The sequence below is a fragment of the Streptomyces odontomachi genome, assembly GCF_024435355.1.
In the GTDB taxonomy this organism is placed as follows: Bacteria; Actinomycetota; Actinomycetes; order Streptomycetales; family Streptomycetaceae; genus Streptomyces; species Streptomyces odontomachi.
The window spans coordinates 1-20,401 of the sequence record NZ_JAMJWG010000051.1 but is presented as its reverse complement, the minus strand read 5'-3'; the positions used below and the strand labels follow the sequence as shown (position 1 = coordinate 20,401).

The window sequence follows — 20,401 nt, the reverse complement described above, 5'->3', positions numbered from 1 at the left end:
TCGGATCTGATTTTCCCGGCCGGAGCGGGTGTCTTTAACGGGCCTTATGGCCCCTCGACATTTGTCACCATAACCGACCCGCTTGGCGTTTCACAAAAGTGGCCGTCAAGACCCTGCGATCCTGAATTTCGACATGCGAAATAAGGACCCGCAGAGGGTGAGTCGTGAGTGGTGGTTTTGCCGCTTCCGGCTGCTGGCTCGAAGCCGTACCCGGTTCAAGCGGCTCGGACTACGTTACGGATCTGTCGTACCCGAGTCAAGTTCGACGCTTGCGCGGCGTGTGCGGGCGGTAGGGGCTCACCGTCGGGTCCCCGTCGACCCAGAAACGCCAGGGGTGGACTCCACCTTCGCCTGCGACCCCGGTGCGCGGGCCGCTGAGTACCTGGTCGGGACGGCAGGGAGCGCCCTTGAGCAGACTGAGTGGAGCTTGCGAGGAGGCGCAGAGGTCGGTCCCGTTGAGGTTCCGGTCGATGTCCAGGGCGGTTGCCAGGCGAGCGGGGCCTTTGGCCAGTTCCTTGTCGTTTCGGGCCGAAAGCCGTCGCTTTCGGGCGAGGTCTGCGCCTTCTGTGATCGCTCCTGCGCGGATCAGGACTCCGCTTGCCTTGCCCTCGGGGCCGCACACCACGTTCATGCAGTGCCACATGCCATAGGTGAAGTAGACGTACGCGTGCCCGGGGGGACCGAACATCACGTCGTTGCGCGGGGTGCGCCCGCGGTAGGCGTGGGATCCGGGATCGCGCTCGCCGTCGTAGGCCTCGACCTCCGTGAGGCGGACTTCGATCGGACCGTCCGGGGTGTTGCGCACCAGCGAGCGCCCCAGGAGATCCCGTGCCACGTCAAGCACGGGGCGGTCGAAGAACTCCCGCGCGAGAGGCGTACGGTCAGTGGCCGCGATCATGGGGTCCGAGCGTAGTACACGGGGGATGTGTGATTGCGCGGCGGACAGCTTCCCCCGACTGCCAGGATGAGGCGCGCAACCGGACGCGGGCGGATCGCGTTCACAAGTGAAGAGTACGTACGCAGACCACAGGCAGAGCCTGGGGAGGAGTGACATGGGGTTCAAGAGGCTGCTTGCGAGTCTGGGGGCCGGTGGGGCTTCGGTCGAGACGGTGCTGGCCGACATGAACGTCGTACCTGGAGGTGTCGTCCAGGGCGAGGTGCGCATCCAGGGCGGCTCGGTCGACCAGTCGATCCAGGGGTTGTCGGTCGGCCTCCAGGCCCGGGTGGAGGTCGAGGGGCACGACGACCAGGAGTACAAGCAGAACATCGAGTTCACGAAGGTGCGGCTGGGCGGAGCGTTCTCGTTGCAGGCCGAGGCGGTGCACACGGTGCCGTTCAGCTTGGAGATCCCCTGGGAGACGCCGATCACCAACTTCGCCGGCCATGAGCTGCGCGGCATGCACATCGGAGTGACGACCGAGCTGGCGATCGCGAACGCGGTGGACTCCGGTGACCTCGACCCGATCACGGTGCACCCGCTGCCCGCGCAGCAGGCCATCCTGGACGCGTTCGGGCGGCTCGGGTTCCACTTCAAGAGCGCGGACCTGGAGCGCGGGCACATCCGTGGGACGCGCCAGCAGCTGCCGTTCTACCAGGAGATCGAGTTCTACCCGCCGCAGCAGTACCGCGGTCTCAACCAGGTCGAGCTGAGCTTCGTGTCCGACGACCGGGAGATGGACGTCGTCCTGGAGATGGACAAGAAGCCGGGGCTGTTCAGCGAGGGCAGCGACTCCTATCGCGCCTTCCAGGTGGGCCTGCACGACTACCAGTCGACGGACTGGGCGGCTTATCTGAATCAGTGGCTCTCCGAGGTCGGTAGCCGTCGGAGCTGGTTCTAGGTCCTAGGCTCGGTGCCACAGTTGTCACCGATCAGGAGGTGTCGTAAGTGACCGAGCCCAAGAGGCGGCCGCTTCCCCATGATTTCCACCCTCCGGTGCCGTCGTTCACCGTGGTGAGCGAGGACGTCGAAGCGGGGGCGGTGCTGAAGGACGCGCAGGTCTACGCGGGCGGCAACACCTCACCGCAGCTGCGGTGGGAGGGTTTTCCGCCGGAGACCAAGAGCTTCGCCGTCACGTGCTACGACCCCGACGCCCCGACCGGCAGCGGGTTCTGGCACTGGTCCGTCTTCGACATTCCGGCATCGGTCACGGAGCTGCCGGCGGGTGCGGGAAGCGGGACGTTCGAGGGACTGCCGAGCGGCGCCGTCCAGGTGCGGAACGACTACGGCACCAAGGACTTCGGCGGCGCCGCACCGCCGCCCGGGGATGGCCCCCACCGGTATGTGTTCACCGTGTACGCGGTGGACCAGGAGAAGCTGGGCCCCGACTCGGACGCATCGCCGGCCGTGGTCGGGTTCAATCTGCGCTTCCACACGTTGGCACGTGCCCAGCTGATCGGTGAGTACGAGGCGCCCGCCGAAGCATGACGCCGCCCGGGCCACCTCGCGTCACGCAGGGCGAGCGGTGACGCTCGCCCGGGGTGGTGACGGCCCTGGGAAGGACGGATCCCCGGGAGTGTGGAGTTCATCCAGCTCTTCCGGGGACCCGTCCCCACGCCGTGTACGCCATCTGGTTGTCCCGTCCGTAGTGCACCTTTCACCCGATGTTCGCCCGCCTTCGACCTTGGCCCTGGTCGCAGGTGGGCATTTTTATTGCGTTGTCCATCCCGACGTGCCCGGCCAGAGTTGATCCCAGCCTGCCGAGGGGTGGGTCGGCGCATACGGGAGGTGGGCAAGGTGCGGAACACGCTGGTGCTGAACGCAAGCTTCGAGCCGCTGTCGACGGTGACCATGAATCGGGCCGTTGTGCTGGTCCTCCAGGACAAGGCGGTCGTGGAGCAGGCCCACCCGGCGCTCCGTGTCCGTGCGGCCGCCGTCGAGCTTCCGGTGCCACGGGTGATCAGGCTGTGCAGGTATGTCCGAGTGCCGTTCCGAAGACGGGCGCCATGGTCACGGCACGGTGTGCTGGTGCGTGACCAGCACAGGTGCGCCTACTGCGGGCGCCGGGCGACCACGGTGGACCACGTGGTGCCGAAGTCGGCCGGTGGTGCGGACTCCTGGCTGAACACGGTGGCGTCCTGCGCCGAGGACAACCACCGCAAGGCGAACCGTACGCCGGAGCAGGCGGGGATGGCGCTGCTGCGGCAACCGTTCGAGCCGACTCCGGCGGACGCGATGCTGCTGGCGCTGAGCCGGGACGGTCGGGAGACGCTGCCGGAGTGGCTGTCGGTGCGGGCGGCCGCGTAAGGCGTTCGGTGGTGCGGCCAGCCCCTCGTCGTCAGTCGATGGGGGGCTGCTCGCGCAGCTGCTTGCCGTTGGCACCGTGGGTGCCGCTGCCGGCCGGGCCGAAGTTGCCGATGGCACCGGAGAGGCCCTTGAGGGCGTCGCCGATCTCGCTGGGCACGATCCAGAGTTTGTTGGCGTCGCCTTCGGCGATCTTCGGCAGCATCTGGAGGTACTGGTAGGAGAGCAGCTTCTGGTCCGGGTCACCGGCGTGGATGGACTCGAAGACGGTGCGGATGGCCTGGGCCTCACCTTCGGCGCGCAGGGCCGCGGCCCTCGCCTCACCTTCGGCGCGCAGGATCGCGGACTGCTTCTCACCCTCGGCGCGCAGGATCTCGGACTGCCGGACACCTTCGGCCTGGAGGATGGCGGCGCGCTTGTCACGGTCGGCGCGCATCTGCTTCTCCATCGAGTCCTGGATGGAGGTCGGCGGCTCGATCGCCTTCAGCTCGACGCGGTTGACGCGGATGCCCCACTTGCCGGTGGCCTCGTCGAGGACGCCACGCAGGGCGGCGTTGATCTCCTCGCGGGAGGTGAGGGTGCGCTCCAGGTCCATGCCACCGATGATGTTGCGCAGGGTGGTGACGGTGAGCTGCTCGATGGCCTGGATGTAGCTGGCGACCTCGTACGTGGCGGCTCGTGCGTCGGTCACCTGGTAGTAGATGACTGTGTCGATGTTGACGACGAGGTTGTCCTGCGTGATCACCGGCTGCGGGGGGAACGGCACGACCTGTTCGCGCAGGTCGATGCGGTTGCGGATGGAGTCGATGAAGGGGACGACGATGTTGAGGCCGGCGTTGAGCGTGCGGGTGTAGCGTCCGAAGCGCTCGACGATGGCAGCGCTGGCCTGCGGGATGACCTGGATCGTCTTGATCAGGGCGATGAAGACCAGCACCACCAGAATGATCAGGACGATGACGATCGGTGCCATGGTGGCTTCCCCGTACCCTTCATGCCTCGGCGTTTCCGGAAGATCTGAAGTTGTTGTAGATCTTGCTGTCGAGTCTCTCAGACGCCCGCGTGCGGCGGGCCACTTCCGGCAACTCCGCCTTGTTCCCCGCCGGTTCCGTGCAGGCGGTGTGGGGCGTGCGGGGCCTGAGCATGTGGTGGTGGCCTGGCGGACGAGGGGTTCGCGAGGGAGTACGAGGCGTTTGCCGCGTGCTTCGGGCGCCCGCGCTCGCCGTGCTCGCGCGGCGCGCGGCACAGGCGTTCACGCCGAGGCATCGGCGGGGTCTCCCCGGGTGCGGAGGACGCCGGCTGCTCGGCTGCGGCGGGCGGCGGGCGGCGGCTGCTCATAGGACGATCGCTGTGGCGCCCTCGATGTCCACCACGTCGACCTCTTGTCCCACGTCGTAGCTCTGGGCCTCGTCGAGGGAGCGAGCGGACCAGACCTCACCGGCGAGTTTGATCCGGCCGCCGGAGCCGTCGACGCGTTCCAGGACGATGGCGTGCTTGCCCTTCAGGGCGTCCACGCCGGTGGCGAGTTCGGGGCGTTGCAGGCGGTGTCTGTTCGCGATGGGGCGTACGACCGCGACGAGCGCGATCGACACGATGACGAAGGCAACGACTTGGAGGACGATTCCGCCTCCGAGCGCGGCCACGACGGCGGCGACAACGGCACCCACGGCGAACATGCCGAATTCGGGCATCGCAGTCACCACGAGCGGGATTCCGAGCGCGACGGCGCCGATCAGCCACCACACCCATGCGTCGATGTCCACCCGTTCATGGTAGGACCGCAGTTGCGTCCCGGACAGACCGCGCGTCAGGCCATGGGCAGGCCCCGGGCGGTCCAGCGGTCGCCGGACTGCTCGACGACCAGGGGGAGTCCGAAGCAGCGCGAGAGGTTGCGTGAGGTGAGCTCGATCTCCAGTGGTCCGGCGGCGAGGACCTTGCCCTGCCGGATCATGAGGACGTGGGTGAAGCCCGGGGCGATCTCCTCGACGTGGTGGGTGACCATGATCATGGAAGGTGCCGCGGGGTCGCTGGCGAGCCTGCCGAGTCGGCGCACCAGGTCTTCCCGGCCACCCAGGTCGAGTCCGGCGGCCGGCTCGTCCAGCAGCAGCAGCTCCGGGTCGGACATCAGGGCGCGGGCGATCAAGGTGCGCTTGCGCTCGCCTTCGGAGAGGGTGCCGAACCTGCGGTCCAGGTAGTCGTTCATACCGAGACGGTCGAGGAAGGCGCGGGCGCGCTGCTCGTCGATGGCGTCGTAGCTTTCGTGCCATCCGGCGGTCATGCCGTAGGCAGCGGTGAGGACGGTCTGCAGGACCGTCTGACGCCGGGGCAGCTTCTCGGCGATGGCGATCCCGGCGACGCCGATACGGGGGCGGAGTTCGAAGACGTCGACCTTGCCGAGCTGCTCGCCGAGGATGGCGACGGTGCCCTTGCTGGGGAAGAGGTAGCTGGAGGCGACGTTCAGGAGGGTGGTCTTGCCCGCGCCGTTCGGGCCGAGGATCACCCAGCGCTCGCCTTCCTTGACCGACCAGGAGACCTGGTCCACCAGAGCCCGGCCCTCGCGGAGCACGGATACGTCCGCCAGCTCCAGTACATCGCTCATGAGCGCGTTGTCTCCCATTGCAGTATCGGCCTGTGCCATCTCGGCTGTCGTGCGCCTTTGGACGCAGCCCCCAGGCAAAACCTACGCCACCACTCCTGCGGACCGTCCCATCGGCCGGTCCCTAGGGTGGTACCCATGCTTTCGGAACCACGCTCTGGACGGTTGGCCGCTTGGGGAAACGCCCTCTTGGCCGGATTGATCTCACCGGATGACGCGGCGGATGCCGTGGTCGGTGAGGACACGGTGCACCGGGTGGCCGGGCTGCCCGGTGAGGCGGCGCCCGTCGGGCTCACCCTCGCACTGGGCCGGCTGCGTGCGCTGGGGGTGACCGGTCTGCGGGTGGCGTTGCCGGCCCCGGGGCATCCGCTGGGGTTGAGTGGGCCGCCCGCCTTCAACGCACGGGCCCTGGAGGCGGAGGAGGCGGTGATCTGCCAAGGCGCCGCGCTCGGTCTGGTGCCGGAGGTGTTCGAGGCGGGGCCTGCGGGCGATGTGCATGTGGAGGTGCTCTGGGAGTGTCTGCCGGTGCGGGAGGCTCCACCGGCGGACGTGCCCTCGCTCGGGGAGGCCGAGCGGGAGCTGGCCGAGGCTCTCAGGGATGCCACGGAGGTCCTGTCGCGGCTGGACGTGGCCGCCTCGGGGCCGGCCGCCGAGGCGGCGATCGACGCGTACCGTGCTCGGGCCGAACGGACCGGCGAGGCGCTGGCTCCGGGCTATCCGCCGCGGGCGGTGCGGGTGTTGGAGCTGGCGCAGCGGGTGGTGCTGCTGGTGTCGCTGGCCTACGAGAGCGGGCACGGCGGAGCGGTGAGCGCCTCCGAGATGTCGGCGCGGGCGCAGGCGCTGCGGCCGGTGGAACGCACGGCCCGGCGGGCGCAGGTGGCCGCGTACAACGCGTACGTGGAGGAACGGGAGCGCGGGGTGCGGTGAGCCCGCCGGGGTGCGGCGAGGCGGTGAGCCCGCCCGGTCGGCTCATGACGGCGCGGTCGGGCGCCCCTCATACGTGCCCCGGTGCGGTGTGTCGGTGCCGTGCCCCGGTGCCGTGTGCCTCAGGTCGTCATGCCGTGGCGTACCGCCCAGAGCGCCGCTTGGGTGCGGTCGGCCAGGTCCAGCTTCATGAGGATGTTCGAGACGTGGGTCTTGACGGTCTTCTCGGAGAGGACGAGGGCACGGGCGATCTCGCGGTTCGAGCGGCCGTCGGCGATGAGTCCGAGCACCTCACGCTCGCGTTCCGTCAGCGACCCGGTCCTGCCCTGGCCGCCGCCCGACTCCTCCTGGGAGAGGAGGGCGCCGGCCACCTCGGGCTGGAGCAGGACGTGTCCGGCGTGCACGGAGCGGATGGCGCCGGCGAGCGCATCCGGGTCGACGTCCTTGTAGACGTACCCCGCGGCGCCGGCGCGCAGCGCGGGGACGACCGTGCGCTGCTCTGTGAAGCTGGTCACGATGAGGACGCGCGCGGGGTTGGACAGCTCGCGGAGCTTGCGCAGCGCCTCGACGCCGTCCATGCCGGGCATCTTGACGTCCATCAGGACGACGTCGGGCGCCAGCTCCTCGGCGCGGGCCACGCCTTCGGAGCCGTCGGAGGCCTCGCCCACGACCTCGATGTCGTCCTGCACCTCGAGGAAGGTCCGCAGGCCGCGGCGGACCACCTGGTGGTCGTCCACCAGGAGGACGCGGATGGGCCCACCCTGCGCGGGTCGCGCGGCGCCCTGCGGTGCACCCCCCTGGGGTGCGGCGTGCGCTGCCCCTGTGTCGTCAGCCACCGGGGACCTCCATCTTGATCGTGGTGCCCTTGCCGGGCGCCGATTCGACGGTGAGGCGGCCGCCGACGCCGCTGGCGCGGTCGCGCATGGAGACCAGGCCCAGGTGGCGTCCGGCACGGCGGACGGCGCGCGGGTCGAAACCGCTGCCGTCGTCCGTGACACGCAGGACGGCGCCCTGGCCGTGGCGTGCCAGGTCGACGTCGACCCGGGTGGCTCCGGAGTGCCGCAGCGCATTGTGCAGGGCCTCCTGGGCGACCCGCAGCATCGCCTCCTCCTGGGCGGCCGGCAGGGCACGCACGCCGTGGCTGGAGAAGGTGACGCAGGCGGAGTGGGCACGGTCGAGTACCTGTACCTGGGTGCGGAGCGTGGCCACCAGGCCGTCCTCGTCCAGGGCTGCGGGGCGCAGCTCGATGACGGCAGCGCGCAGCTCGTCCGCGGCCTCCGCCGCCAGTCGGGCGACCTGCTGGAGCTCGCCCTTGGCGCGAATCGGGTCACGGTCCATGAAGGCGGTGGCTGCCTGGGCGGTGAGCCGTAGCGAGAAGAGCTTCTGGCTGACCGCGTCATGCAGCTCGTGGGCGAGGCGGGAGCGCTCCTCGGCGATGGTGAGCTCGCGGCTGCGTTCGTAGAGCCTGGCGTTGGTGAGGGCGATCGCGGCGTGCTGGGCGAGGATCGACAGCAGCTCCTCGTCCCGCTCCGTGAAGCCGCAGCCGCCGTCCGGCTTGGGGCACTGCTTGTTCGCCAGGAACAGGGCCCCGATGACCTCGTCGCCGTCACGGATGGGCAGCCCCAGGAAGTCGGACATGTCGGGGTGCGCGGTGGGCCAGCCCTCGAACCGCGGGTCCTTGCGGACGTCGGCGAGGCGCTCGGGCCTGGCGTCGTGCAGCATCGCGGCGAGGATGCCGTGCTGGCGCGGCAGCGGGCCGATCGCCTTCCACTGCGCGTCGCTGACGCCGTCCACGACGAACTGTGCGAAGCCGCCGTGGTCGTCCGGCACGCCGAGCGCGGCGTACTCGGCGTCGAGCAGCTCGCGCGCCGAGGCGACGATCGTCTTGAGGACGTCGCGCACTTCGAGGTGCCGGCTCATGGCCAGCAGCGCGGAACTCACCGCGTACAGGCCGGAGCCCGGGCCATCACTCATGTCTTCACCGTACCCGCGGGCGGTGACAGTCCGTATCGGACCTGTGATGGCGCCCGCCTACGCCCCGGGACGTAGGGCTCGGGGCCTGGTGCGCGCGGCGCAGGGCGCAGGGCGGGCGGCTCAGGGCGGGCGGTGTAGGGCGAAGGGCCCCGGGGTGTTGGGGCTCACGCACGACGCGGCGGGTGCGGTGCGGTTCCTACGGTGGCAGCCGGTCGGCCACGGACGGTGTCCGCGAGGCGGCCATGACCAGGACGTACCGGACGCGACGAGGGGACGACCATGCCGGTTGCGATCATCACGGGTGCTTCGAAGGGGCTGGGGCGGGCGCTGGCTGCGGCCCTGGCCGGGCGTGGCTGGGACGTGGTGCTGGATGCCAGGACGCCTCGGCTGCTGGCGGAGGCGGCCGAGGCGCTCAGGGCGTCCGGCACGCGTGTCACCGCGCTGGTGGGGGACGTCACGGATCCAGCGCACCGTGCGGCCCTGGTGGCCGCCGCGCATGACCTGGGCGGGCTCGATCTGCTGGTGAACAACGCGAGCGCGCTCGGTGCCGAGCCGCTGGTCAGGTTGGCCGAGCTGACGCCCGAGGGGCTGCGTGAGGCCTTGGAGACGAATGTGGTGGCGCCGCTCGGGCTGATCCGGGAGGCGTTGGTGCCGCTGCGGTGCGCACCCGCGGGCGCGGTGATCGACATCAGTTCGGACGCGGCCGTCGAGGCCTATGGGACCTGGGGCGGATACGGCGCGTCGAAGGCGGCGCTCGACCAGTTGTCGGCCGTGCTCGCCGTGGAGGAGCCGGCGCTGCGGGTGTGGGCGGTGGACCCCGGGGACCTGCGGACGGATCTGTACCGGGCGGCGGTACCGGCAGATCCGGAGGAGGGGCTGCGACCAGCGCCGGAGAGCGTGGTGCCGGCCTTCCTGCGGCTGCTGGACGCGCGTCCCGCCAGCGGCCGGTACACGGCGGCTGACCTGATGGCGGCGACGGTCACGGAGGAAGCCACGGTCAGCGGGCGGGAGCGGTGATGCCGGTCATCCCGCGGGTTCCCGAGGAGTTGGCCGCCCGGTTGCCCGTGGAGCAGCGGGGTGCCGGGCTCGACCGGGGGGCTGTGCGGCTGATGGTGTCGTGCGGGACCCGGGTGCGCCATCACCGCTTTGCGGAGCTTCCGCAGCTGCTGCGCGCTGGGGACCTGCTGATCGTGAACACCTCACCCACGTTGGCGGCCGCCGTGGACGGTCTGCTCGGGCAGGCGCGCGTGGTGGTGCACTTCTCGACGTGCGGTGACGACGGCCGGTGGGCGGTGGAGCTGCGGGAGCCGGACGGGGCGGGCTCCTCGCGCGCGCGTGCGGGCGGGCCCGCGGGCGCGGTCCTCTGTCTTCCGGACGGCGTGCGGCTGGTCCTCGAGGAACCGCTCGACGGGGCGGGGCAGCGGCTGTGGTGGGCGCGGCCGTCGGGGGGCGGCGTCCAGGGGCTGCTGGCCCGGCGCGGGCGGCCCATTCGCTACGCGTACACGGACCGTGATCAGCCGTTGTCCGCTTACCAGACGGTTTTCGCGGTGCCGTCGGACGACGGGGCGGGCAGCGCGGAGATGCCTAGCGCGGGCCGGCCGTTCACGGCGCACATGGTGGCGCAGCTGGTGAGCCGGGGGGTGCAGTTCGCTCCTGTACGCCTGCATACCGGGGTGGCGTCCGCAGAGGCGCACGAGCCGCCGTATCCGGAGCGCTTCGAGGTGCCGGAGGCGTCGGCCCGGTTGATCAATGCGGCCGTGGCCGGAGACGGCCGGGTCATTGCGGTCGGTACGACGGCGGTGCGGGCCGTGGAGTCCGCTGCGGGGCCCGACGGGGTTGTGCGGGCCGCTGCGGGGTGGACGGACCTCGTGGTGACGCCGCAGCGGGGTGTCCGTGTGGTGCAGGGCCTGCTGACCGGTCTGCACGAGCCTGAGGCGTCCCATCTGCTCATGCTGGAGGCTGTCGCGGGCCATGCGGCGGTGCGGAGCAGTTATGCCCAGGCGCTGGAGCGCCGCTATCTCTGGCACGAGTTCGGGGATATTCATTTGATGCTGCCGGAACCGGAAGCGACAGGCGCCGATTAACGCTAACCGAATGCATTGCGCCAGCAACTGCGAGTGACCTTTATGTCCCCTTCATGTGAGGGCGCGCATAGGGCCCAGATCACTTACGAAGCTCCTTAGTGGAATGGAAATGCTCTTCGAGCAGGGCCAATACCCCAGAACATGGGGGCTGACCAGGGGTTCGTCCACTATCTCAATTCGTACGTCACAGCTTTGCCTCAGTTTTTAGCGGCCGCTAAGAATGGGCTCCGTTGCTCGACGCCGTGGCTTTTCGCTGCGGCGTTTGCGCCGAAAGCATCCGACTCCTTTGGAGACGGCGAGCGGCTTCCCCCATCACAAGAGGTCCTACTCTGATGACGAAGCGTTCTTTCGATTTCAAGAACATCAGCAAGAGCATCAACAAGAACATCTTCACCGACCGCGAGGCGCTCAAGCGTGAGATCACGCAGAAGCGCGACACCCTCAAGCGCACCCTCACGGACAAGTACGACGGTCTCAAACGCGAGGCCGGCGACGGCCGGGGCGGTGGCATTGCGCTGACGCGGACCCACAAGATCGCGGTTGCCGGTGTCGCCACCCTGGGCGCTGCTGCCATCGCCGCGTCGCTGGTGCCGCACGACGCGCACGGCGACGATGCGTCCAACGCGGCGCCGGCCTCCTACACGGTCAGCAGCCAGCAGGTCCAGGGCGTCCACTCGAGCGTCACCTCGCAGCACGCGGCCGCCGACCAGAAGGCCAAGGCCGCTGAGGCGAGCCAGGCCGCGGCGAAGAAGGACGACGCCAAGTCGGGCAAGTCGAAGGCGACCAAGCCGGTCTACGCCAACAACCTGGACGGCTGGATCCGCCACTCGCTCGCCATCATGAAGAAGCACGACATCCCGGGTAGCTACAACGGGCTGTACCGCAACATCATCCGTGAGTCGAGCGGTAACCCGTCGGCGATCAACAACTGGGACATCAACGCCCAGAACGGCATCCCGTCGAAGGGCCTGCTCCAGGTCATCCCGCCGACCTTCAAGGCCTACCACGTGTCCGGCACGTCGTGGAACATCTACGACCCGGTCGCCAACATCACCGCTGCGGCGAACTACGCCGCTGACCGGTACGGCTCGATGGACAACGTGAACAGCGCCTACTGAGGCGCACGGCAACGCGCTGTCCTCGTGAAGACTCGTTACTGAGGCTCCTCCAGGACCTCTGAGTCTCAGCAACAGGCTGCCAGGCGGGCATCCCACTCCAGGGATGCCCGCTTGGCGGTTCTGTGGCCCTACCGGCGGACACACGCCCATACGCCCGGGCCGCCTCGCACACGGCATGTGATCACCCCGTGCGAGGCGGCCCGGGCGTAGGCGTGTGGCGGCGGCGTCCGCCAGTTGCGGTCCGCCGCTTGCGGTCCGCTACTTGCGCATGACCTCCGGTTCATGCCGGCGCAGCAGGCGCGCGACGGCGAACCCGCAGATCACACCGATGGCGATCAGGATGCCGATGTTCGTGAACCACTGGCTCGCGGTGGCATCCCAGAGCGGGTCCACGTCGGTGGGGTTCTTGGCGTCCCAGGGCGGCATGACGGTTTGCAGGTGCAGGGTGGCGGCCGAGGCGGAGATGGCCCAGCGCGACGGCATCAGCCAGGCGATCTGCTCGACGCCGATAGAACCGAAGATCTGGAAGAGCACACCGGTGAACACCACCTGCACGATGGCGAACATCACCAGCAGCGGCATCGTCTTCTCGGCGGTCTTCACCAGCGCGGAGATCACCAGACCCACCATCATCGAGGTGAAGCCCAGAGCAATGATCACCAGGCACAGCTCCACGGCGGGCAGGCTCGTGATCACGATGCCCTCGTCCGGCAGCTCGCGGTTGGAGAAGCCGATGGCGCAGATGATGACACCCTGTAGGGCGGTGGTGACGCCCAGGACGATCACCTTGGACATGAGGTACGCGGAGCGTGACAGGCCCGTCGCGCGTTCGCGCTCGTAGATGACCCGCTCCTTGATCAGCTCACGGACGGAGTTCGCGGCGCCCGCGAAACACATGCCCACGGAGAGGATCAGCATGATCGTGCCGGCGTTGCTGTTGAAGTGGCCTGGCGGGGGTGGTTTCAGGCCGTAGTCGGTCGGGATGACAACGCTCACCACGCCGAGGACGGCCGGCAGGATCACCATCAGGCCGATGAATCCCTTGTCGGAGGCGATCACCGACAGATACCGGCGGATCAGCGTCGCCAGCTGTGCACCCCAAGGTTGTGTCTTGGGCGGCTTGACCGCCTGTGGCGGCGGCATCTGCTGCACGGGCTGGACGGCGACGGCGTCGATGTCGGCGGCGTACATCTGGTAGTGCTGCGAGCCCCTCCAGCGGCCCGCCCAGTCGTACTCGCGGTACTCCTCGAAGGCGGAGAAGACATCGGCCCAGGTCTGGTAGCCGAAGAAGTTCAGTGCCTCCTCGGGCGGCCCGAAGTACGCCACCGAGCCACCCGGCGCCATCACGAGGAGCTTGTCGCAGATGGCGAGCTCGGCCACCGAGTGGGTGACCACGAGGACCGTTCGGCCGTCGTCGGCGAGGCCGCGCAGCAGCTGCATGACGTCGCGGTCCATGCCCGGGTCCAGACCGGAGGTCGGCTCGTCCAGGAAGATCAGCGACGGCTTGGTGAGCAGCTCCAGGGCCACCGAGACGCGCTTGCGCTGGCCACCGGAGAGCGAAGTGATCTTCTTTTCCTTGTGGATGTCCAGCTTCAGCTCACGCAGCACCTCGTCGATACGGGCGGCACGCTCCTGCTCGGTGGTGTCCGCGGGGAAGCGCAGCTTGGCCGCGAACTTCAGGGCGGTACGGACCGTGAGCTCCTTGTGCAGGATGTCGTCCTGCGGGACCAGACCGATGCGCTGGCGCAGCTCGGCGAACTGCTTGTACAGGTTTCGGTTGTCGTAGAGGACATCACCCTGGTCGGCCGGGCGGTAGCCGGTGAGTGCCTTGAGCAGCGTGGACTTTCCGGAGCCGGACGGGCCGATGACCGCGACCAGGGACTTCTCCGGCACTCCGAAGGAGACGTCCCGGAGGATCTGCTTGCCCCCGTCGACCGTCACCGTGAGGTGACGGGCCGAGAACGAGACCTCACCGGTGTCGACGAACTCTTCGAGCCGGTCGCCGACCAGCCGGAAGGTCGAGTGGCCGACGCCGACGATGTCGTTGGGGCCGATGAACGCCGATCCGGACTTCGGGATCGGCATACCGTTGACATAGGTGCCGTTGTGCGAGCCGAGGTCGCGGATCTCGAAGCGGCCGTCGGGCGTGGCGTGGAATTCGGCGTGGTTGCGGGAGACCTGGAGGTCGGAGACGACCAGCTCGTTCTCCAGGGCACGACCGATGCGCATCACGCGGCCGAGCGACAGCTGGTGGAAGGTCGTGGGGCTGCGATCGCCGTAGACCGGCCGGGCGCCGCCCTGTCCTCCCTGCGCGCCCTGCCCGCCCGGGCCGCCCGCCGCAGGCGGCTGCTGGGCCTGGCCGCCGGCCGGCGGCTGCTGCCAGCCCTGCTGCGCGGCCTGCTGCGGGATCGGCTGCTGCTGCGGCGTCTGCTGGTACGGCGCCTGCGGGGCGGCCTGCTGCTGGGCCCAGCCGGCGGGTGCCGCCTGCTGTGCCGGCTGCCCCGGGTAGGGCTGCTGGCCCGGGTACGGCTGCTGAGGCGGTGCCTGCGGGGCAGCGTGCTGGGCGGACGCCTGCTGCGGGGCGGCCATGGCCGCCGCGGCGCCCTGTGCGGTCAGCCGCGGGCCGTCGGTGGCATTGCCCAGGTGCACGATGAGGCCGGGAGCGATATCCAGCTGGCTGATCCGCTGCCCCTGCACATAAGTGCCGTTGGTGCTGCCGTGATCCTCAAGGATCCAGCCATGCCCGCCCCAACTGACCGTGGCATGCCGCCACGACACCCGGGCATCATCGAGCACGATGTCACCTTGCGGATCGCGCCCGATGGCGTACGTCCTGGACGGGTCGAGCGTCCAGGTCTTTCCGTTCAGTTCCAGTACGAGTTCCGGCACTCCGCGCCCCACTAATTGTCCCCCGAGTTACCCCCAACGTGGGGAGTCTAGGGATGTCGAACATCGTGAGGAACTATTTCAGGCTCAGTGCCCTGACCGAAAGTCGGGCCTTGTGAAGACTGCGTACGGGTGTTTCGCCAGTGTCGTCCGCTAACGGGGATTTCCTCCCCATGGGGGCACCTCAGGCGCCCCGCGGCAGACCCGCCGGGCGCCGATGATCCCCCGGTGAAGCGGGGCTCCCGGGGCCCGAGGGGTGTCCGGTACGCGGACTCACGAGGCGTCCACCTGCACGCGCCCGATACCGTGGATACACCATGAACGCTTCGCAGCCCCCTCATCCCCCCGGCACCACGGCCGATGTCCCCACGCTGCTCGTCAAGGTCTTCGGCAAGGACCGGCCCGGAATCACCGCGGGCCTCTTCGACACCCTCGCCGCCTACTCCGTCCATGTGGTCGACATCGAGCAGGTGGTCACCCGCGGCCGGATAGTGCTGTGTGCACTGATCACGGAGCCCGCCGCCGGCAAGGAGGGCGACCTCAGGGCGACCGTCCACGGCTGGGCGGAGTCCATGAAGCTGGAGACCGAGATCATCTCGGGCATCGGCGACAACCGTCCGCGCGGTGTCGGCCGGTCCCATGTCACCGTCCTCGGCCATCCCCTCACCGCACGGTCGACCTCGCAGATCACCGCCCGGATCACCGAGAGCGGCGGCAACATCGACCGGATCTTCAGGCTGGCCAAGTACCCCGTGACCGCCGTCGAGTTCGCCGTGTCCGGTACGGAGACCGAGACCTTGCGGACGGCGCTCGCCACGGAGGCCGCCGCGCTGGGCGTGGACGTGGCGGTCGTCGCCGCCGGGCTGCAACGCAGGGCGCAGCGCCTGATCGTCATGGATGTCGACTCCACCCTCATCCAGGACGAGGTCATAGAGCTCTTCGCCGCCCACGCCGGCTGCGAGGACAAGGTCGCCGAGGTGACGGCGGCGGCGATGCGCGGGGAGCTGGACTTCGAGCAGTCGCTGCATGCGCGTGTGGCCCTGCTGGCCGGGCTCGACGAGTCGGTGGTGGACAAGGTGCGCAGCGAGGTGCGGCTGACGCCGGGCGCGCGCACGTTGATCCGTACGCTCAAGCGGCTCGGGTATCAAGTGGGTGTGGTCTCGGGCGGCTTCACGCAGGTCACGGATGATCTCCAGGAGCGGCTCGGGCTTGACTTCGCCCAGGCCAACACGCTCGAGGTGCAGGACGGCAAGCTCACCGGGCGCGTGGTCGGCGAGATCGTGGACCGGGCGGGCAAGGCCCGGCTGCTGCGCCGGTTCGCGGACCAGGCGGGCGTGCCGTTGTCGCAGACCGTCGCGATCGGTGACGGGGCCAATGACCTCGACATGCTGAACGCCGCCGGCCTCGGCGTCGCCTTCAACGCCAAGCCGGTGGTACGACAGGCCGCGTACACCGCGGTGAACGTGCCCTTCCTGGACACCGTGCTGTATCTGCTGGGCATCACCCGCGAAGAGGTCGAGGTGGCGGACACCGACGAGGGCTGAGACCGTCAGGCGATCCCCTTGGGGGCGAGGGGCCCTCGGCGGCCCCGTCGCGGTACCGCACGCACGGCGCGGCGCCCGTACGCGTGGTGCCGGGCCGGCGTGCCGCCCCTAGGCCCCGCACGCACCCCGGGTGGGTGCCATGCCGCCTACGACCGTGTCCGTGGCCCCCACACGTACTGGCCCGGATGGCGTGCCGGGCCAGGTCGGGCGCGTGCGGGGCCTCTGTGGTGCTTGCGGTGTGACGACGGGGCACGGCGGTGCGTGCGGTGGCCTGAAACGGACGGGACCGTTACGAGGAACGGGGCGCCCAGTAGTCGACGAGGGTGGCCGTACCGGGCTCCAGTGACTTCCAGGCGCCGGTGTAGGTGAGCACCGCGAACGCGGAGGTGGGGAAGCCTCGGCCGTTCATCCGCGCGCGTGCGTCGTCCTCGGAGTGGCCGGCCAGGATCTCGGCGAGGGCCTGCACTCCGGGGTTGTGCCCGATCAGGATGAGGTTGTGGATATCGTCCGGGGTTTCGTTGAGGACGGCGATCAGCTCTCCGGGTGATGCTTCGTAGATCCGCTCCTCGTAGACCGTCTTGGGGCGGTGCGGGAGCTCATGGACGGCGAGCTTCCATGTTTCGCGCGTACGGGTCGCGGTGGAGCAGAGGGCCAGGTCGAACGGGACGCCGAGGCCGGCCAGCCGGCGGCCGGCGAGGGGGGCGTCCTGGCGGCCCCGCTCGGCGAGCGGCCGCTCATGATCGGATACCTGGGGCCAGTCGGCCTTCGCATGCCGGAAAAGGACAATCCTGCGGGGTTCTGCGACGCTCATGAGTCCCAGCTTCGCATGAAACGCGCCACGAAGCGCTGGGAGTTGGCGGGGCATTCTGATGGTGGCCCGTGCGCACCTGAGCGAGGGGCGCGGCACGGCACACGAGGTCCCGCCGGGTGATCGGCGCGGCTCAGGGCGTCTGGTGCAGCACCGTGTGTTGCAGGCTCCGCAGGACGTGGTCCAACGCGGGGGCGCTGCTCTCGGCGTCGGCGTGCACCGGATTCAGTATCAGCAGCAACAGGGCGACGAAGGCGAGCGCTGGCAGCGCCACGGCCCACCAGGGCAGCGGATTCTCTACGGCGCCCCGGTCTGCCGGGCGGGGCCGGGTGTGCATGCGGGCCGACATGACGCCTCCGTGGTCTGCGCGGGACGAGTGCCGCTGTCGCGGTCACACTCCGAAGCTACGGGCCGCAGGCCTGCCGGCACATCCGGTGATCCACCCACTTGACCCTGAGCCTGGCCCCCTAGGGGATGGTGGGGCCAGCCCCACCATCGGCGTTCGGGACCGCTCCGGCGGCGCCCCGGCCTGCCGCGCCCGCGCGCTCCCCCCGACCCGGCGCGCGCTGCCCGGCCGAGGCGCTCACGTCGACGTCAGGGTGAGGCGATGGAGGCGATGATCCCGATGATCACGGTGATGGCGAGCATGGCGCCCAGGACCATCAGGAGCTTCTTCTGGCCGTTCTGGGGGTTCGGGTCGAGTACAGGAGCCATGCGGCCAGTTTCGCACCACGCCTGGCCACGCCCCCGACAGGGTCCCTGACGGGGGCGGTGCGGGAGGGCGTTCAGGCGCTCTTGACGGCCTCGAGGGGCGCGCACTCCGACTCGATGGTGCGGTTCCGGCCGGCCAGCACGCCGACCAGGATCTGCGGCACCATCAGCCCGGCCATCAGGGCGATCGGCAGCGCCCAGCCGCCACTGCTCTGGTAGAGCACGCCCACGAGCAGCGGTCCCGGGATGGAGATCAGGTAGCCGCAGCTCTGGGCGAAGCCGGAGAGCTGGGCGACGCCCGCTCCCGTGCGGGCCCGCATGCCGACCATCGTGAGGGCCAGGGGGAACGCGCAGTTCGAGATGCCGAGCAGCACCGCCCAGGCGAACGCACCGCTGGCCGGCGCCAGGTAGAGCCCCGCGTACCCGGCGAGCCCGCACACGCCGAGCGCCACCACGATGGGCCCCTGGTGAGGCAGGCGCACCGCGACCCTGGGGATGACGAAGGCCAGCGGCACACCCATCACCATGATCACGGCGAGCAGCAGGCCCGCCGTGTCCGCCGAGACGCCCGCGTCCCTGAAGACCTGCGGCATCCAACCCATCGTGATGTAGGCGCCCGAGGCCTGGAGCCCGAAGAAGACGGCGAGCGCCCAGGCGGTCGGGCTCCGGCTGATCCGCAGCCGGCCGGCCTGCGCGGCGGCGGCTCCTTCAGGGACGAGCCCCTCGGGGGTGGGCACGTCGGATCCGGTTCCCTGGCGAGTCGCCGATCCCTGAGGTGCGGGGGCAGCGTCGCCCGCATCCCCCGGGTCGGCCGCAACACGGGGTTCACCGGCGCCCCCATGGCCGGTGGCCACCGCCGCGGCGTCCGGCTCCCGGTGCCGTGCCAGGGGTACCCAGGGGATCACGGCGAGCGCGGCGAGCAGGGCCCACACGCCCAGTCCGAGACGCCAGCCGCCGCCCAGGGCGTCGGTCAGGGGGACGGCCACGGCGGCCGCGGCAGCGGTGCCGGCGGCCAGGCCCATGGAGTAGAGGCCGGTCATCGTGCCGACCTGCTGGGGGAACCAGCGCTTGACGATCACCGGCATCAGGACGTTGCCGACGGCGATACCCATCAGCGCCAGCGCGCTGGCGGCGAGGAAGACCGGGGTGCTGCCCGCGAACGGGCGCAGGGCCAGGCCGAGGGTGATGGCCACCATGCCCGCGCACACCACGGCGCCGGGCCCGAAGCGGCGGGCCAGCCGCGGCGCGCTGACGCCGAAGACCGCGAAGCAGAGCGGCGGCACTGATGTGAGCAGTCCCGCGACGCTGCCGCTCATGCCGAGCCCGTCGCGCACCTCTTCCAGGAGCGCTCCGAGGCTGGTGATGGCGGGCCGCAGATTGACCGCCGCGAGGACGATGCCGACGACCAGGGTCCGGGTCAGCCAGGTGCGCGGCCGGGGCTGACGCGCTGCCGGGCCGGTGCGTATCGGGGTCGGTGCCATCGCGCGAGTCCCGTGTGTTCCCTCGGAAGCCATAGAGGCCATCATAGAATCATGGGATGATTCTCCTGGACAGGGATCGTCTGCGAAGGACCGTGCCGTCATGCCGTTGAGCCACCAGCGCCGCTCCGCGCTCTCCGAGCAGGTCATCGCCGAGCTACGGGCCCAGATCACCTCGGGCGAGTGGCCGGTCGGCTCCCGTATCCCCACCGAGCCGGAGCTGGTCGAACAGCTGGGGGTGGCACGAAACACAGTCCGTGAGGCGGTGCGCGCCCTGGCGCACAACGGCCTCCTGGACATCCGCCAGGGCTCCGGCACCTATGTCGTCGCCACCAGCGAACTGGCGGGCGTGATGCAGCGCAGGTTCGCCGCCGCCGACCCGGGGCACGTCGCCGAGCTGCGGGCCACGCTGGAGTCGAGCGCAGCCGAGTTGGCGGCCCGGCGCCGTACCGAGCGCGAGCTGAAGCAGCTGGAGACGCTGCTGCTACGCCGGGACGAGGCCTGGGAGTCCGGTGACACGGAGGCCTTCGTGACGGCGGACGCGACGTTCCACCTGGCGGTGGTGGCCGCCTCGCACAACGACGTGCTGACCGCGCTGTACGCGGACCTCGGCGAGGTACTGCGCGACTGGCTGCGCGAGGACGTCGGCGAGGTGATGGCTGCGGAGACGTACATGGAGCACGGCCGGCTGGTGGACGCGATCCGGGCCGGTGACGCCGGCGCGGCCGCCGTCGAGGCCGCCCGCTACCCGTTGCAGTGCCGCCCGGGCAGGTGGAACGGGCCGGCCGCTGACGCGGTCGGCTCCGGGGACTGACGCGGTCAGGGCTGGTGGCTGACCCACACCGACCCGATCTCCTTCCAGCACCGCCCGGTGAGCCGCACCGTCATGGCGGGTCCCGCCTCCTCCGGGTGGCCGTCGCTGTCGATGTCCCACCCGCGGGCGCACTCGATGTGCAGCCGGACCCCGGCGGGCGCCCGGTAGGGGGTGTGGGAGGACGCCCCCACCCCGGGAACCCTGGGGTGGGTTCGGCAGTCGGCGG

At 70.0% G+C, this 20,401-nt stretch carries 20 protein-coding genes and 1 pseudogene; 9 read left to right on the top strand and 12 right to left on the bottom strand.

From position 1 onward, the window contains the following. Window positions 1-256: 256 nt before the first annotated feature. Window positions 257-898 (bottom strand): DNA-3-methyladenine glycosylase, encoded by a 642-nt coding sequence (locus tag NQO67_RS42795; RefSeq protein ID WP_255956057.1) that lies wholly within the window; start codon window positions 896-898, stop codon window positions 257-259. 154 nt (window positions 899-1,052) lie between these two features. On the opposite strand from NQO67_RS42795, the gene NQO67_RS42790 reads away from it, so the two are divergent. From NQO67_RS42790 to NQO67_RS42780, 3 genes are all read left to right on the top strand, one after another. Beyond that, window positions 1,053-1,838, top strand: coding sequence for a sporulation protein (locus NQO67_RS42790; RefSeq protein WP_255956056.1), 786 nt, complete (start codon window positions 1,053-1,055; stop codon window positions 1,836-1,838). 47 nt (window positions 1,839-1,885) lie between these two features. Next, window positions 1,886-2,425: a YbhB/YbcL family Raf kinase inhibitor-like protein gene (locus NQO67_RS42785; protein WP_255956055.1), complete on the top strand. Its 540-nt coding sequence runs from the start codon at window positions 1,886-1,888 to the stop codon at window positions 2,423-2,425. 309 nt (window positions 2,426-2,734) lie between these two features. Then, entirely contained in the window at window positions 2,735-3,244 is a 510-nt protein-coding gene (locus NQO67_RS42780) for an HNH endonuclease (protein WP_255956054.1), read from the top strand. A 31-nt stretch (window positions 3,245-3,275) separates the two neighbouring features. On the opposite strand, the gene NQO67_RS42775 is transcribed toward NQO67_RS42780, so the two are convergent. The 3 genes from NQO67_RS42775 to NQO67_RS42765 form a co-directional block, all read right to left on the bottom strand. Beyond that, entirely contained in the window at window positions 3,276-4,211 is a 936-nt protein-coding gene (locus tag NQO67_RS42775) for an SPFH domain-containing protein (protein ID WP_255956053.1), read from the bottom strand. A gap of 361 nt (window positions 4,212-4,572) precedes the next feature. Next, window positions 4,573-5,001, bottom strand: coding sequence for an NfeD family protein (locus tag NQO67_RS42770; protein WP_255956052.1), 429 nt, complete (start codon window positions 4,999-5,001; stop codon window positions 4,573-4,575). A gap of 44 nt (window positions 5,002-5,045) precedes the next feature. After that, window positions 5,046-5,837, bottom strand: coding sequence for an ABC transporter ATP-binding protein (locus tag NQO67_RS42765; protein ID WP_255956051.1), 792 nt, complete (start codon window positions 5,835-5,837; stop codon window positions 5,046-5,048). Between the two features lie 135 nt (window positions 5,838-5,972). On the opposite strand from NQO67_RS42765, the gene NQO67_RS42760 reads away from it, so the two are divergent. Continuing rightward, a complete protein-coding gene (locus NQO67_RS42760) occupies window positions 5,973-6,761 on the top strand; it encodes an Rv1486c family protein (RefSeq protein ID WP_255956050.1) in 789 nt (262 codons plus the stop codon). Window positions 6,762-6,880: 119 nt separating this feature from the next. Here NQO67_RS42760 and NQO67_RS42755 read toward each other — a convergent pair whose 3' ends face one another. After that, complete coding sequence (locus NQO67_RS42755; protein ID WP_255956058.1) at window positions 6,881-7,510, bottom strand: response regulator; 630 nt, start codon at window positions 7,508-7,510, stop codon at window positions 6,881-6,883. A gap of 76 nt (window positions 7,511-7,586) precedes the next feature. Then, window positions 7,587-8,732 (bottom strand): GAF domain-containing sensor histidine kinase, encoded by a 1,146-nt coding sequence (locus tag NQO67_RS42750; RefSeq protein WP_255956049.1) that lies wholly within the window; start codon window positions 8,730-8,732, stop codon window positions 7,587-7,589. A 279-nt stretch (window positions 8,733-9,011) separates the two neighbouring features. Between NQO67_RS42750 and NQO67_RS42745 the strand changes: the two genes are divergently transcribed. The 3 genes from NQO67_RS42745 to NQO67_RS42735 all read left to right on the top strand — a co-directional run bounded on the left by NQO67_RS42745 (window position 9,012) and on the right by NQO67_RS42735 (window position 11,934). Next, a complete protein-coding gene (locus tag NQO67_RS42745; RefSeq protein ID WP_255956048.1) occupies window positions 9,012-9,749 on the top strand; it encodes an SDR family NAD(P)-dependent oxidoreductase in 738 nt (245 codons plus the stop codon). Beyond that, window positions 9,749-10,816: an S-adenosylmethionine:tRNA ribosyltransferase-isomerase gene (locus NQO67_RS42740; protein ID WP_255956046.1), complete on the top strand. Its 1,068-nt coding sequence runs from the start codon at window positions 9,749-9,751 to the stop codon at window positions 10,814-10,816. The genes NQO67_RS42745 and NQO67_RS42740 overlap by 1 nt, the downstream gene beginning before the upstream one ends. Before the next feature lie 332 nt (window positions 10,817-11,148). Beyond that, window positions 11,149-11,934: a transglycosylase SLT domain-containing protein gene (locus NQO67_RS42735; RefSeq protein ID WP_255956045.1), complete on the top strand. Its 786-nt coding sequence runs from the start codon at window positions 11,149-11,151 to the stop codon at window positions 11,932-11,934. Window positions 11,935-12,192: 258 nt separating this feature from the next. On the opposite strand, the gene NQO67_RS42730 is transcribed toward NQO67_RS42735, so the two are convergent. Then, window positions 12,193-14,823, bottom strand: coding sequence for an ABC transporter ATP-binding protein/permease (locus NQO67_RS42730; RefSeq protein ID WP_255956044.1), 2,631 nt, complete (start codon window positions 14,821-14,823; stop codon window positions 12,193-12,195). A gap of 314 nt (window positions 14,824-15,137) precedes the next feature. Between NQO67_RS42730 and serB the strand changes: the two genes are divergently transcribed. Beyond that, window positions 15,138-16,364 carry a phosphoserine phosphatase SerB gene (gene serB, locus NQO67_RS42725; RefSeq protein ID WP_255956043.1) on the top strand — a complete coding sequence of 409 codons (1,227 nt, stop codon included), beginning with the start codon at window positions 15,138-15,140 and terminating at the stop codon, window positions 16,362-16,364. Between the two features lie 289 nt (window positions 16,365-16,653). On the opposite strand, the gene NQO67_RS42720 is transcribed toward serB, so the two are convergent. The 4 genes from NQO67_RS42720 to NQO67_RS42705 all read right to left on the bottom strand — a co-directional run bounded on the left by NQO67_RS42720 (window position 16,654) and on the right by NQO67_RS42705 (window position 19,397). After that, a complete protein-coding gene (locus NQO67_RS42720) occupies window positions 16,654-17,175 on the bottom strand; it encodes a SixA phosphatase family protein (RefSeq protein WP_255956041.1) in 522 nt (173 codons plus the stop codon). Window positions 17,176-17,305: 130 nt separating this feature from the next. Further along, complete coding sequence (locus NQO67_RS42715) at window positions 17,306-17,521, bottom strand: hypothetical protein (RefSeq protein ID WP_255956040.1); 216 nt, start codon at window positions 17,519-17,521, stop codon at window positions 17,306-17,308. Between the two features lie 245 nt (window positions 17,522-17,766). Further along, a complete protein-coding gene (locus NQO67_RS42710) occupies window positions 17,767-17,886 on the bottom strand; it encodes an SGM_5486 family transporter-associated protein (protein ID WP_255956039.1) in 120 nt (39 codons plus the stop codon). A 71-nt stretch (window positions 17,887-17,957) separates the two neighbouring features. Then, a complete protein-coding gene (locus NQO67_RS42705; RefSeq protein WP_374119306.1) occupies window positions 17,958-19,397 on the bottom strand; it encodes a CynX/NimT family MFS transporter in 1,440 nt (479 codons plus the stop codon). A 67-nt stretch (window positions 19,398-19,464) separates the two neighbouring features. On the opposite strand from NQO67_RS42705, the gene NQO67_RS42700 reads away from it, so the two are divergent. Next, on the top strand, window positions 19,465-20,175 hold the full coding sequence (locus tag NQO67_RS42700; protein WP_255956036.1) for a FadR/GntR family transcriptional regulator: 711 nt from the start codon (window positions 19,465-19,467) through the stop codon (window positions 20,173-20,175). A gap of 5 nt (window positions 20,176-20,180) precedes the next feature. Here the strand turns inward: NQO67_RS42700 and NQO67_RS42695 are convergent. Beyond that, window positions 20,181-20,401 (bottom strand): annotated as a pseudogene (locus NQO67_RS42695) (hypothetical protein); the annotation flags it as partial.

Bases quoted from the DNA above. Each gene is read 5' to 3' on its own strand.
- NQO67_RS42795 (WP_255956057.1), bottom strand. From the start codon at position 898: ATGATCGCGGCCACTGACCGTACGCCTCTCGCGCGGGAGTTCTTCGAC.
- NQO67_RS42790 (WP_255956056.1), top strand. From the start codon at position 1,053: ATGGGGTTCAAGAGGCTGCTTGCGAGTCTGGGGGCCGGTGGGGCTTCG.
- NQO67_RS42775 (WP_255956053.1), bottom strand. From the start codon at position 4,211: ATGGCACCGATCGTCATCGTCCTGATCATTCTGGTGGTGCTGGTCTTC.
- NQO67_RS42765 (WP_255956051.1), bottom strand. From the start codon at position 5,837: ATGAGCGATGTACTGGAGCTGGCGGACGTATCCGTGCTCCGCGAGGGC.
- NQO67_RS42760 (WP_255956050.1), top strand. From the start codon at position 5,973: ATGCTTTCGGAACCACGCTCTGGACGGTTGGCCGCTTGGGGAAACGCC.
- NQO67_RS42750 (WP_255956049.1), bottom strand. From the start codon at position 8,732: ATGAGTGATGGCCCGGGCTCCGGCCTGTACGCGGTGAGTTCCGCGCTG.
- NQO67_RS42745 (WP_255956048.1), top strand. From the start codon at position 9,012: ATGCCGGTTGCGATCATCACGGGTGCTTCGAAGGGGCTGGGGCGGGCG.
- NQO67_RS42740 (WP_255956046.1), top strand. From the start codon at position 9,749: ATGCCGGTCATCCCGCGGGTTCCCGAGGAGTTGGCCGCCCGGTTGCCC.
- NQO67_RS42735 (WP_255956045.1), top strand. From the start codon at position 11,149: ATGACGAAGCGTTCTTTCGATTTCAAGAACATCAGCAAGAGCATCAAC.
- serB (WP_255956043.1), top strand. From the start codon at position 15,138: ATGAACGCTTCGCAGCCCCCTCATCCCCCCGGCACCACGGCCGATGTC.
- NQO67_RS42720 (WP_255956041.1), bottom strand. From the start codon at position 17,175: ATGAGCGTCGCAGAACCCCGCAGGATTGTCCTTTTCCGGCATGCGAAG.
- NQO67_RS42715 (WP_255956040.1), bottom strand. From the start codon at position 17,521: ATGTCGGCCCGCATGCACACCCGGCCCCGCCCGGCAGACCGGGGCGCC.
- NQO67_RS42710 (WP_255956039.1), bottom strand. From the start codon at position 17,886: ATGGCTCCTGTACTCGACCCGAACCCCCAGAACGGCCAGAAGAAGCTC.
- NQO67_RS42705 (WP_374119306.1), bottom strand. From the start codon at position 19,397: ATGGCTTCCGAGGGAACACACGGGACTCGCGCGATGGCACCGACCCCG.
- NQO67_RS42700 (WP_255956036.1), top strand. From the start codon at position 19,465: ATGCCGTTGAGCCACCAGCGCCGCTCCGCGCTCTCCGAGCAGGTCATC.